Source organism: Sulfidibacter corallicola, from assembly GCF_017498545.1.
Classification (GTDB): domain Bacteria; phylum Acidobacteriota; class Holophagae; order Acanthopleuribacterales; family Acanthopleuribacteraceae; genus Sulfidibacter; species Sulfidibacter corallicola.
This window is the reverse complement of record NZ_CP071793.1, coordinates 5836536-5849200: the sequence shown is the minus strand read 5'-3', so window position 1 is coordinate 5849200 and position 12665 is coordinate 5836536. Positions and strand designations below refer to the sequence as shown.

The window sequence follows — 12665 nt, the reverse complement described above, 5'->3', positions numbered from 1 at the left end:
CTTCGACGGGGCATACCCCGACCGATCCGATTCACAAAGCGCCGGGTCTATTCACCAGAAGCGCTATGCTTCTCCCGGTTCCATTCTTATCGCAAGGGCTCCCGAAAGGGGGCCCTTTCTATTTTGGAAATAAAAATCGGCACCGAAGTGCTGAAAGAGCGCGAACGATCGGGTAGAATCGTGGGGACGATCCCCTTCAGGTCTCGCGGGAGTAACACCGTGAGACAGCCCAAACCGATTCTCGATATTCCCACTCCGGACCGACCTCGGGAAAAACTGGTCCAAAAGGGACCGCATGCCCTGTCGGATCTGGAACTCTTGGCCGTGGTCCTCGGAAAAGGTGCGCGCGGCATTTCGCTGTGGCGCCTGGCCCGGTTGACCCTGGAAACACTCGACGCGGCACCGGAACCGTTGCGTCTGGAACGGCTGTGCGAGATTCCCGGCATCGGCACGGCCCGGGCTGCCCAGCTTCTGGCGGCGCTGGAGTTCTGCCGCCGACGCATTCATCCGGCGGGATTCAGGATCATGGAACCGACGGACATTCTGCCACTGATTCGGATTTACGCCGATCGCCGTCAGGAACACTTGCTGTGTATCTCACTGAACGGCGCCAACGAGGTGTTGGCCATTCGGGTGGTCACGGTTGGCCTGGCCAACCGCGGCCTGATCCATCCGCGGGAGGTCTTCGCCGACCCACTCACCGATCGAGCGGCCGGCATCATTCTGGCCCACAACCACCCTGCCGGTACCATCGAGGCGAGTTCCGCCGACCACGAAATCACACGGCGCCTGAACGCAGCGGCGGCGGTGCTGGGCATTCATTTGTTCGATCACATCATTTTCAATCACCGCGATCATTTCAGTTTCGCCGCCCACGGGCTCCTGTAAAGGAGGGTTTCCCGGTCCAGGCGCGATTCGCTTCAGGACCCGCATTGCAAAGACCAAACAGCACGGAACGGTCAAATCGGGTATCATGCACACGGATTGGAATCCCCATCGCCAAGGAGCGCTTCATGAATCGAAAGTTGTTGATGAAAAAGGTCGCGGCTGGGGCCGGTGAATGCCTGCTGCGGCATTTTCGCACCGGTGTGGCGGTCCGCAAGAAAGGGGCTCTGGATTTGGTCACCGTGGCCGACGAGACCGCGGAGAAAATCGTGATCGAAGGCATTCGCAGCCACTTTCCCGACGATCACATTCTGGCGGAAGAGAGCGGCAGTCACTCGGGAAGCAACGAGTATCAGTGGATCGTCGACCCGTTGGACGGCACCACCAACTTCACGCACGGTTTTCCCCACTTCTCGGTATCGATCGCGCTAGCCAAGGCGGGCGAGGTCGTCGCGGGCATCGTGTTCGATCCGGTGAAGGACGAGTGGTTCGAGGCGCATCTCGGCGAGGGCGCCACCCTCAACGGGCGTCCGATCGCGGTGTCCGGCGAGACGAACATGGGTGAAGCGCTCGGTGTGACGGGTTTCTCCTACGATCGACGCGATCGCAAGAACGAACTGCTCGATCGCGTCTCCGATTTCCTGCAACACGCACGGGGCCTGCGGCGCCTGGGTTCGGCGGCGTTGGATTTGTGTTACATTGCCTCGGGTCGTTTCGATTTCTACGTCGAAGACGGTTTGAATGCGTGGGACATCGCGGCCGGTTCCTTGATCGTCACGGAAGCCGGCGGTAGGCTGGCAGGTATCGGCGGGGCCCCCTTCGACCTTCACGAGGGCAAGGTCATCGCCTGCACGCCCGGCCTGCTGAAGGAAACCACCGAACGGATTCGTTGACCCGAAGGCCATGGTCACGCCGTTGCGGCGAAACGGTGACCGGCCACCAGCGATCGTACCGAAGTCATCCGTCGCTTCCGCCCAGCCATTTCCATCGATGAAAAGGACGCCATTTGGTCAAGTCCATTCTACTTCTGCACATCGCCCATCTGACCGGGCGGCTTCTATACGTTTTCTTCGCCCTCTGGTACCTGAACCGTTATCTGGGTGTCGAAGCCAAAGGCGTATGGGCGTCACTCTTCTCCCTCTTCGGCATCCTCTCGGTCTTCGCGAACATGGGTTTCGAAGTCTGGTTGTCGCGGGCCGTGGCCGCCAACCGCATCACCCGCGGCCATGCCGTCAGTTTTCTGTTTCGGGCCAAGACCGGGCCCTGGTTGTTGTGCCTGCTCATCGGGGCCGGCGTCGTTGCGCTGAGCGGCTATCCCTGGCTCGCCTCGGCCGCCTTCGGTGCGGCACTCGTTTTCGACGGCATCGCCCTCGCCGAACAAGCGGTCTTCGAGGGAAAATCGAAGACGGACCAATTGGCGCTCATGTCCTTTTTCAAGGTGGGCGGCTTCGCGCTCGTCGCCGGTCTGGCCGCACTGATCGTTCCCGACCCCGATCTGAACCTGTTCGCCTGGTGTTTCGCGGGGATTCTCGCCCTTCGCCTGCTGTACGGCTGGCGCGCCTGGAAGCTGATCCCGGAATCGGTGGCCGATCCCGATCCCAGCGCTTGGAAATCGTTCCTGACCATGGGCGCCTATACCCTGGTCACCGTACTCTATTTCCGGATCGATCAGGTGATGCTGGTCCCGATGGCCGGAGAACGGGCCGCCGGCGATTACGCCAACGCCTACGACCTGGTCGAAGGGACCCTGTTCATCAGCGGCGCAGTCGCCGCGGTCCTCTACCCCCGCCTGGTCAAAGCCGACCCCGACACACGGGCGCGCCTCTTCGACATGGCGTTTTCCCTGCTCGTCGTCATCGCGGCATGCGGCGTTTGCGGTATGTGGGTGTTCGGTGAACCGGTGGGAACCCTCCTGGCCGGCGAAAGCTTCGCGGGTGCACTCCCCTTGCTCTACATCCTTGCCGCGGGCCTGCCCTTCATGTTCGCGAACGGCATTCTGAGCCGCTGGTTGTTTTCCCAAGGTCGCGAGCGCTTCGCCCTGTGGTCCGGGATCCTGGCCGCGCTGATCAACATCGTCGGCAACATCCTATTGATTCCCCGCCACGGCGCCGCCGGTGCGGCGGGCATGACCCTCGTCACCGAGGCCTTCATCTTCTTCACCTGGGTGTGCTGGGGACGCCGCTCACCGGAACTCGTGTTCAAGTGGTGCTTCCTGTCGCTGCCCCTGGCGCTGGTCGGCATCCTGTTCTTCACTTTCGACAACCCCTGGCTGGCCGCGGGCGCAACGATTCTTTGCTACCTACCCTTGCTGATCAAATTGACCCATACGGCGGCGGTGGCGACCGGGGCGAAATGAGGCCTCTATTTGCTGGGAATGCGTCGGGTGTGTGAACCGTAGTGAATCGTTAAATCATTTCCTTCGCGTTCCACACGCAGGCCTTCGATGGTGTAGCCACGCTCGTAGATGAAGGAAGAGCCGGGCCCGCCGTCCAGGAAACCGACGAACACAAATTCGTTTTTGACCTCTAGATTCATGCCCTTGTGGCATTCCGGACACACGAAATAGACCCAATGCTGGTCCGGCCAACTCTGGGTGCAATTTTCGAGAAGTTCCTCGGGAGAAAAGACTGCCTGGCAGTGTCGACAAAATAACTTCATTCGCCAGCCTTGATCGATATAGGTGTCCGTGTTTACCGCTGGAGTTGGAATTGTAAAACTTCAAAAAACAAGTGGTTCCATGGATTTCTGTGTGCGTTGGTGAGACTTCCGAACTCGGGCGGCTAATCGGATCATACCGTTAGCAGCCTACCATAAAGACCTTTCGAACGGGATTCCCAATAACTAAAAAAATTGGTAGGGGTCGATGTCGAGAATTACCGCCGGGCGCGCGATCATGCCCCACGCCACGCACGCTTCCACCACCGCATCCGCGTGGCGATGAAGGCTGGTTCGCTCACCCGACTTCAAGACGATCTGATATCGAAAAGCCCCTTTGATCTTGCCGATGGGCGCCTTGGTCGGCCCCAGGATCACCATTCGATTCCGATCCTTTTGGCGACCCAGTTGCGCCGCCATCCATTGGGCCGCACCGTAGGCCTTCTGATCGTCGGTGTGGGTCACCATGATGTTGATCATGTAGGCGAACGGCGAGTAGAACAGGTGCTCCCGGTAACGGATCTCCTTGCCGAGAAACGAGAGGAAGTCGTGGTTGGCGGCATGCACGATACTGTAGTGGTCGGGCATGTAGGTTTGAATGATGACGTACCCGGGGTTTTCTCCCCGACCGCTGCGTCCGGCTACCTGGGTGATGAGCTGGAACACGTATTCGGCACTGCGAAAATCGGGGATACGCAGCCCCTGATCGGCGTTGAGAATACCGACCAGGGTCACGTTGGGGAAATCGTGTCCCTTGGCGATCATCTGGGTCCCCACCAAGATATGGGTCTCCCGGTTCTCGAACTTCTCCAAGATCTTCTGCCCGGCCTCACGGGCGCTGAGCCGGTCGCGGTCCAACCGGTCCACCACGAACTCAGGGAACTCCTTCTGGATCAACTCCTCGATCTGCTGGGTCCCTTCGCCGAAGAACTGGAGCCCGGCGCCGCTGGCGCCACAGGCGGAACAGGCCTCGGGGACCGCCCGCGACTCGCCGCAATAATGGCAGCGCAGGTGGCGATCGGTGCGGTGGTAGGTCAGACTCACCTCGCACTGACGGCACATCTCCACATGACCACATTTGCGACACAGGAGAAAACTGTGATAGCCCCGGCGGTTGAGCAGGATCATGACCTGGTGTCCCGCCTCGAGGGTGGCCCGCATCGTCTCGCGCAAACGGCGACTGAGCAGGGGCCGGCGGCGCTGGGCCTTGAATTCGTCGCACATGTCGACGACTTCCACCGCGGGCAGCGGGGCCCGTGTGGCCCGCTTGGTGAGCGTGATCAACCCGTGGCGACCATTGTGGTAGTTCTGCCAGGATTCCAGGCTGGGTGTCGCACTGCCGAGAACGACGGTGGCACCCGCCATTTTGGCGCGAACCAGCGCAAGATCGCGAGCATGGTAGCGAATGCCGTCGTTTTGCTTGTAACTCTGGTCGTGCTCTTCGTCGACGATGACCAGACCCAGCCTGGGTAGCGGTGCAAAGATACCCGAACGAGCGCCCAGCACCACGTCCACCTTGCCCGCCAGCACGTTGGCCCAGGCCTCGGAACGCTGAGACATGCCCACCGCCGAATGCAAAATCGCCAAGCGCTCGCCGAAGCGGTCGCGAATGCGGCGATGCATGAGCGGGGTAAGGGCGATTTCCGGGACCAGGAACAGGGCTTGGCGGCCCTGCTCGAGACAATGCTGAATCGCACGCAGATACACCTCGGTCTTGCCCGCCCCGGTGACGCCAAACACCAGAAAGGAGCGAAACGACCGTTCCTCCAAAGATGCGACGATCTGATCGAAGGCGTTTTGTTGCTCGTCGGTCAGGGTCTTGATCTCGTCGGGCTCGAAGTGCTCCTGGTTGAAGACCAGCTCGTATTTGGGAATGCGCCGCTTTTCGCAAAGCCCGCGCTTGACCAGTTGCGCGATCATGGCGGTTCCGTTGGAAAATGCCTCGTTGATCTCGCGATAGGTCACGACCTCTCGGGGATAGCTGCGCAGCCAGAGCAATACCTCGCGCTGCTTGACGGCTCGGCTCAATGCGTCGAGGTCGGAGCTGTGCCCCGCCTCCGTCAGTGCCACCACGGTGATGTGGGGAATGCTCTCCTTCTCCTGATCGCGTGCGTGAATCCGCAAAAAACCCTGGTCCTCCCAATGGCGGATGTCCTCCAGCTTGATCTCCGTTTTGGCCTTGAGGTTCCACTCGCGGCGGGTCGCCGGTCCACCGGCCAACTGTCCCAACAGCACCCCGTCCGGCGAGGTTTCGATATAGTCCCGCCCCGACTCGGTCAGCGCGAATTGAATTTCCTTCTCGTTGAGAATCCCGGGTGGAAGCGCCAATTTGGCGGCTTCCCCGATCGGCGCGCGATAGTAGCGCGTCATCCAATCGATCAATTCGTAGATTTCCGGGGCCAATACGGTATGGCCCAGTTCACAGGAGACCAAGAAACGCGTACGGGGATGGTGGTCCCCGGAGCGATAGGCATCGCCGACCGTCACGCCGTTGAGAAGCTTGGAGCGGAAAGGCACCAAGACGCGCAATCCCCGCACGATATCGGCCGGGTCGTAATCCCGAGTCGGTATTTTGTAGGTGAAAGATTGGCGCAAGGGAACCGGTAGGGCGACCTCGACCAACCACGGCTCATTGGATTCCAATTCTCCGAACAGATTTTCACCTTGTGGCACAGATGCCTCCATGGCATGCAGATCAGTAGAAAAGGATACACCATCGGGGGAGGATTTGGCGGTGAGCGCACCATGCGCTCTCCAGCATCACCACCTGCCCGGGAGCCGGATTTTCCCTTCAGGATCCGAGGCTCCATTTGCGGAAGGAGCGAATACCAATCTTCGCACTCGAAAGAATTTTCCCGCTTCCTTCCATTTTTCCTCCACACTTGGGACCCACAATGAAACTCGGTAACAGGAGCTCCTCCCCACAAAACAGCTCCACAAGAAAACACACAAAAAACCAGGAGATTCGCACCTCCTGAAAATCAGGCTTAATAGAGGTGTCACCATGAAGACATTTTCGAAACATCCCTACATGGTCCTGAACGAACTTGGCATACAACACGACGGCGATCGTCGTCCGACCACCCCCAAGGGTCTTCTCTCGAAGATCGGGACCCTGTGCTTCCACAAGCCACTGGCGTTTTTCAAGAAGTGCCTCACCGGCCGCATCGGGGGCTTTGCGAGCCCGAGAGCAAGTCACCCCCCGGCTTCCCGTACCGAAGCCGGAACCAATGGGTCGAGGAGCTTTTCGCGGTTCGAGCAGATGGAACGGGGCGGCCGCATTACCTCAAAGATGAAGACTTTTCCGGACAAATCCACCTACTCGGTAGATTCCACCCTCAAGTTCCACATCATCTGCCATTCGGACGACTTCTTCCGCGAAGGAGCGAACCAGGTGACGACCGATTGCGAAATCAAGTTGGTCAACGAACCGGCACCCAACCGAAGAAGGGCCTTCCGAAAGTAGCCGTGGTCTTGACGCCGATCGAGCTCCTTGGGCACGCTATTCGATTTCGACCAGCTTGGCCCCACTCTCCACGTTCTCTCCTTCCTTGACCAGGATCTTTTTGATCTTGCCGGCCTTGGGACTTCCCAACTCGTTTTCCATCTTCATCGCGACCAGAACCAGAAGGCCCTGATCTTCCTCGACCTCGTCACCTTCCTTGACCAGGATCCGCTGAACCAGGCCCGGCATCGCCGCTTCGAGTGCCACCGGACCGCGGACACCGGCGCCCATGGCCTGGTCGAGCAGCAACTTCATCGGATCGGCCAGTTCGACTTCGAAGCTGTCCTCGTAAAAATGGGTCTCGATCTTGCCGGACTTGGTTCGATGGGTATGCACTTCGTAGGATTTCTGGTCGTGAACCAGGGAAAACAGGTTGTCCATGACCTCGATACAATCGACTTCGTAGACTTGGTCGTCGATGGTGACCAGATAGGTATGTTCCCCTTTCTGCTCGATGGTCAGGTTGTGCTGCTGCTTATTGACGTTAGCGATCAATTCCATTTCACAAACTCCGGTGGCGCATGACGGCCAGGCGTGCGCTGGCTTTCCATTGATTCGAGGTTTCGGTTGCAGCTTGGCCCTGGCGGGTCACCGATTTGACTTCGTCGCGATACTGACGAATGGCCGCCGCAATCAACGCCATGTGAAGATGATCCTCGTTCTGTCCCTTGACCAGCAGCTCGGGGTGGCGCTCGATGAAACCGGTGTCCAAGTTTGCGGCCTGCCAATCCGGATGCTGCATCAAGGCGCGGTGGAACCAGAGATTGGTGCGAATGCCGCCCACCTTGTACTCGCCCAATGCGCGCGACATGCGGGCGGTCGCCTCTTCCCGGTCCTTGCCCCAGGTGGTGAGTTTGGAAATCATGGGATCGTAATAAATGGGAACCTCGTACCCGGCGTAGACCCCCGAGTCGTCGCGAACGCCCAGGCCGCTGGGCGTCATCAGCTTGGTGATCTTCCCGGGCGAGGGCATGAAATTCTTTTCGGGATCCTCGGCGTAAACGCGGCACTCGATGGCATGCCCGCTGATTTGGATGTCGTCCTGCGTGAACGGCAACTTCTCCCCCGCGGCGATCTGAAGCTGGAGCCGCACCAGATCGACGCCCGTGATCCATTCGGTCACCGGGTGTTCCACCTGGAGCCGGGTATTCATTTCCATGAAATAAAAGTTCCCGTCCGGGTCCATCAGGAATTCCACGGTGCCTACCGAATCGTAATCGACCGCTTGGGCGGCCCGAACGGCGATTTGGCCGATGCGCTCCCGAATCTCTGGTGTCACCGCGGGCGAAGGCGCCTCTTCGACGACTTTCTGGTGGCGGCGCTGAACGGAACACTCGCGCTCGCCCAGGTGAATGGCGTTGCCGTGTTTGTCACAGGCGATCTGGACCTCGATGTGACGGGGGTTCTCGATCAGCTTCTCGACATAGACGCGATCATCGCCGAAGGCGCTGGCCGCCTCGGATGCAGCCAAATCGTAAGCGGAACGAAACTCTTCGGGATCGCGCACCAGGCGCATGCCCTTACCGCCGCCGCCGGCCGAAGCCTTCAGCATGACGGGAAACCCGATTTCCCGTGCCGCCGCGTACGCCTCTTCACGATCGCAGTTCTCGTTCTGGAAACCGGGCGTCACGGGCACTCCGGCTTCCATCATCAGCGCGCGGGCCGTGGTTTTGTCGCCCATTTGGGATATGGAATCGGGGTGCGGTCCGATGAAGGTGATTCCGGCATCGCGACAGGCTTTGGAGAATTCGGCCTTTTCCGACAAAAACCCGTAACCGGGATGAATCGCTTCGCATCCCGTACGCTTGGCGGCCTCGATGACGCGCTCGATGTTCATGTAGGTGTCGGCACTGAGGGTGCCCGGCAAATGAACCGCCTCGTGAGCCCAACGAACGGCGAGGCTGTGGCGGTCGGGATCGGAATACACGGCAACCGACTCGATACCGTGTTCGCGCAGACAACGAATCACGCGGATCGCAATTTCGCCACGGTTGGCGATCAAAACTTTCTTGAACATGGGCAAACTCGAATAAGGTATTTGGCTCCCGCGCGAAGCACGGCGGGGCTGGGAACCGATGCAAGCGGAACGATCGGATGGAAAACCCGGCGTGAAGGCCGAACGGCGCGACTCGCCTGTAAAACACGATGGCATGGGATGTCTCATCGAGAACGCCCCATTCTGCCATGTGGAGCCTGAAAAGATCAACGTGATCCAAAGAATCGGAAGGTCGACGGGCGCTTCACGCCAGGAATGGAAACCCCATATCGATTCCCCGTTCGGATTGGGCACGACGGATCCCCGGCCCTACGACACCGATGTTTTGCCCTTGCGACCATGCTTCATTGCGACTAAGGTGAAAGCTTCTATCACAGGTTCCAACCCGTGGGCCGCGTCCTCCGGGTCACAGCCGGATCGCCACCTCGGGAGCTTCGCATGGCCAAACTCTATTTTCGCTTCGGCACGGTGGGCAGTGCCAAAACCCTGAATTTGCTGGCCGTTGCCCATAATTACCAAATCCAGGGAAAGCGCCCGATCCTGATCAAACCGGAGCTGGATCAACGCTGGACGGTCGCCACCATCCGCTCGCGCGCGGGCCTGGAAAAGCCGGCCGACATCATGATTCACCACGACACGGTACTGGACGACGATCTCTTCGAGGAGACGGATTGCATTCTGGTGGACGAAGCCCAGTTCCTGGCCGCCCACCACATTCAACGGCTGCGCCAGATCACGCGAACCCTTTCGATTCCCGTCATTTGCTACGGCCTGCGCACCGATTTCAAAACCCAGCTCTTCGAGGGCTCGCGCCGCCTGATGGAACTGGCCGACTCGATCGAGGAGGTCAAGACCACTTGCGCCTACTGCAATAAAAAGGCGATCTTCAACCTGAAGCTGCTCGACGGTGAGCCCACACTCAGCGGGCCCAAGATCGATCTGGGTGCGGAGGAAAAGTACCTCCCGACCTGCCACGACTGCTACTACGTCAAACTGGACATCCTGCCGGAAACCGAGATCTGAGTCTCGGGGGTACGGCGCCTCAGCCGCCACCCTTGTCGGTCTCGACCCGGCCCAGATCGGATGCCAGCTCGCGCCGAAAGTCTTCCATGGTATCGCTCCAGGCCTCTTTGGCCTCCCGCTTCGCACGTTCCAAAGTGGTCAGGGCCGCTTCCCGCTCACCGATCGAAGCCTGATAGCGGCCCAGAACGAACAGGGTTTCGTAATGGTCCTGGATGTAGACGGACGAGGCCCCAACCCGTTCCAAACAGGCACCGGCAAGGGAGATTTCACCGAGATCGAGATGAACGCCGGCCATGGAAGCCAAAGCGGTGACCACCAGTTCCTCGTTGCTCATCTTGCTGGCCCGCTCGAGCACCTTTCGATAGATAGAAAGCGCTTCCTCGGTTTGTCCGCGCGCCGCCTTCAAATCGGCCAAATGGCTCTGCAACAACAAGGTGTTGCGGGAATCACCGGTGCGCTCCGACAATTCCAGGGAAATGTTCATGAGTCGCTCGGCTTCCCCGAAATCGCCGCGCGCCTTGGCGACCAGGCCCAGATTGCCCAGAATCAGCAACTCGAATTGGGGTTGGTTGATGTCTTGAAAAATGCGGCGGGCCTCTTTGAAGCGTTGTTCGGCCAACTCGAGCCGCCCACCGTCCATGGCGACGATGCCCAGGAAATTGATGACCACACCCTCGTCGTGGGCATTGCCCGTGCGACGACGCAAGAGCCAGCTTTCCCGGCCGTGGATCTCGGCCAGCCGTTCGTCACCCTGGGTGTAGTGACTCATCGCCAAACCCAGATGAATTTTGGCGACGCCGTTCAAGTTCCCCAGTTCGCGATAGATGGTCATCGATTCTTCGAACAGCTTCTCGGCTTCGGTGAATTCGGCCGCATCGCTGTCGATCCGCGCGATTTGGTGCAGGCAATCGGCCACCAGCAATCGGTCGCCACGTGCCCGCGCCTGGGGTAGCACCTGGTGAAAGTACCGTTCGGCCGCCTCGCTGTCGCCAAGGCGAAGCTCGCAGCGGCCCAGGTAGTAGAGGGCCTGCAGAAAGGTCGGGTCGCGATCGTAACAAACCTGAAAATAGTGCCGCGCAACACGCGGTCCCTCGACGAGGTATTGGTGGAGCCCGGCCCCGTACACTTGGCTGGCGATGGGGTCGATCGACGGAAAGAAGGAGCTGTCCTCGCGCTCGGAGACGTAGCCCAATTTGAGGGCGATATCGCGCGTCACATCCGTGGTGAGTTGACTGAAATCCTCGCTCTGGGCGGAGCTGTCGAAGACGAGACCCGACCGGGTGTAGACGCCGTACTCCAGTCGATAGGCCCGTCCTCGCCGGCTCAAGTCCGCGGCCACGAAGATGTTGGCACCCAGAGCGCGTCCCAGACGGCGGATGCGCTCGGCATCGAGCTGATCGTGTCCCACGGGAGCGGCTTCGCCCCATGCCCGTTCGAGGCGCTCGCTTTCGATCAGGTAGGTGTCGGCGCGGGCCGGAAACCCTTCGCGCACCATTTCCAGCAGCCCGTAGCGAACCCATGCACTTTCGTTTTCGGGGAGGTAGTTCGCCACGGGCAGGAAGGCGATGACGCGGGTGCGCGGCACGTCGGCACTTCGGCTCTCGGATCGATGAAGCAGGGCCAGACCGTAGCTCGCGACCATGAGCGCGAGGGTGACCAAGACGGTCGTCACGACTTGGAAACGGCGGCGCTTGGTCCGCGGTTCCTGCGCGATTTGGCGGAGGAGTCTCCCGGCTTCCCCGGCAGTGGGACGCAACCGCGAATCTTCCTGTGTCATGCGCTCGACGAGGCGGACCAAATCGCCGTCCAAACCCAGCGCCTGTCCGTCGATGGGCCGGGTCTCGGCCCGTTCGACGCGGTTCAACAGGGCACCGACGTTTTGGGTGTCCACGTAGGCGGACTCGCCGGTGAACAGCTCCTGCAGCACCAAACCCAACGCATAGACATCGCTGGCGGTCGTGGCCCGCTCGCCACGCGCCTGTTCCGGGGCCATGTAGGCGAGAGTCCCCAACAGGGTACCGTGATGGGTCTCGTTGGGATCGAGGCTGATGGCCCGCGCATCCCGATCTCTTTCTCCTTCCTCGGGTTCCGCATCACGCGCCACGGCCAAACCGAAGTCCAATATTTTCAGGCGATCGTCTTTGGTGATCAACAAATTGTCGGGCTTCAGATCGCGATGCACGATATTGGCCTGATGGGCGACGGCCATCGCCTCCACCAACTGCAACGCCCAATCGAGCCGCGTGGCCAGTGCCACTTCCGATTCCCGCTCGAGCCGGTGTTTCATCGATTCGCCATCGATGTATTCCAGGATCAGCAGGTCTTCGCGGTCGATTTCCAAAAAATCGTAGATACTGCAAATACTCGGGTGGTTCAGGGTCGAAAGTGCGCGGGCCTCGCGTAGAAAGCGCGTGCGACCCAGTCGCGTCATGCGGTGCTTGCGACGAAGCACCTTGAGCGCCACCGGCCGGGCCAACATGTCGTCATAGCCGCGAAAAACTTCGCCGCTGGCACCCTGACCAATCCGCTCAACGACCTGGAATCGACCTAGTTGGGATCCTACCTGGATCATCGAAACCGCCTGCTGTTTCCCAGAATCGG

The 12665-nt window shown here is 60.0% G+C and carries 10 protein-coding genes; 5 read left to right on the top strand and 5 right to left on the bottom strand.

The features are described from left to right. Window positions 1-219: 219 nt before the first annotated feature. The 3 genes from J3U87_RS17925 (at window position 220) to J3U87_RS17915 (ending at window position 3241) form a co-directional block, all read left to right on the top strand. Window positions 220-888 (top strand): JAB domain-containing protein, encoded by a 669-nt coding sequence (locus J3U87_RS17925; RefSeq protein ID WP_237384429.1) that lies wholly within the window; start codon window positions 220-222, stop codon window positions 886-888. 125 nt (window positions 889-1013) lie between these two features. After that, the gene (locus J3U87_RS17920; protein WP_237384428.1) at window positions 1014-1778 is read left to right on the top strand and encodes an inositol monophosphatase family protein; all 765 of its coding nucleotides are present in this window, start codon (window positions 1014-1016) and stop codon (window positions 1776-1778) included. Window positions 1779-1891: 113 nt separating this feature from the next. Next, window positions 1892-3241 carry a flippase gene (locus J3U87_RS17915; protein ID WP_237384427.1) on the top strand — a complete coding sequence of 450 codons (1350 nt, stop codon included), beginning with the start codon at window positions 1892-1894 and terminating at the stop codon, window positions 3239-3241. Between the two features lie 5 nt (window positions 3242-3246). Here the strand turns inward: J3U87_RS17915 and J3U87_RS17910 are convergent, their stop codons facing one another. Together J3U87_RS17910 and priA are read right to left on the bottom strand one after the other, a co-directional pair. Further along, window positions 3247-3543 (bottom strand): hypothetical protein, encoded by a 297-nt coding sequence (locus J3U87_RS17910; protein WP_237384426.1) that lies wholly within the window; start codon window positions 3541-3543, stop codon window positions 3247-3249. 183 nt (window positions 3544-3726) lie between these two features. Next, the gene (gene priA, locus J3U87_RS17905; protein ID WP_237384425.1) at window positions 3727-6213 is read right to left on the bottom strand and encodes a replication restart helicase PriA; all 2487 of its coding nucleotides are present in this window, start codon (window positions 6211-6213) and stop codon (window positions 3727-3729) included. 331 nt (window positions 6214-6544) lie between these two features. On the opposite strand from priA, the gene J3U87_RS17900 reads away from it, so the two are divergent. Then, window positions 6545-7006, top strand: a complete 462-nt coding sequence (locus J3U87_RS17900; RefSeq protein ID WP_237384424.1) for a hypothetical protein — start codon at window positions 6545-6547, stop codon at window positions 7004-7006. A gap of 36 nt (window positions 7007-7042) precedes the next feature. Here J3U87_RS17900 and J3U87_RS17895 read toward each other — a convergent pair whose 3' ends face one another. Both J3U87_RS17895 and accC read right to left on the bottom strand, forming a co-directional pair. After that, window positions 7043-7546 carry a biotin/lipoyl-containing protein gene (locus J3U87_RS17895; protein WP_237384423.1) on the bottom strand — a complete coding sequence of 168 codons (504 nt, stop codon included), beginning with the start codon at window positions 7544-7546 and terminating at the stop codon, window positions 7043-7045. A 1-nt stretch (window position 7547) separates the two neighbouring features. After that, window positions 7548-9062: an acetyl-CoA carboxylase biotin carboxylase subunit gene (accC, locus tag J3U87_RS17890; protein WP_237384422.1), complete on the bottom strand. Its 1515-nt coding sequence runs from the start codon at window positions 9060-9062 to the stop codon at window positions 7548-7550. Window positions 9063-9479: 417 nt separating this feature from the next. Here accC and J3U87_RS17885 point away from each other — a divergent pair, with 417 nt between their 5' ends. Next, window positions 9480-10064: a thymidine kinase gene (locus tag J3U87_RS17885; RefSeq protein ID WP_237384421.1), complete on the top strand. Its 585-nt coding sequence runs from the start codon at window positions 9480-9482 to the stop codon at window positions 10062-10064. Window positions 10065-10083: 19 nt separating this feature from the next. Here the strand turns inward: J3U87_RS17885 and J3U87_RS17880 are convergent, their stop codons facing one another. Then, the gene (locus tag J3U87_RS17880) at window positions 10084-12636 is read right to left on the bottom strand and encodes a serine/threonine-protein kinase (RefSeq protein ID WP_237384420.1); all 2553 of its coding nucleotides are present in this window, start codon (window positions 12634-12636) and stop codon (window positions 10084-10086) included. Window positions 12637-12665: the final 29 nt, after the last annotated feature.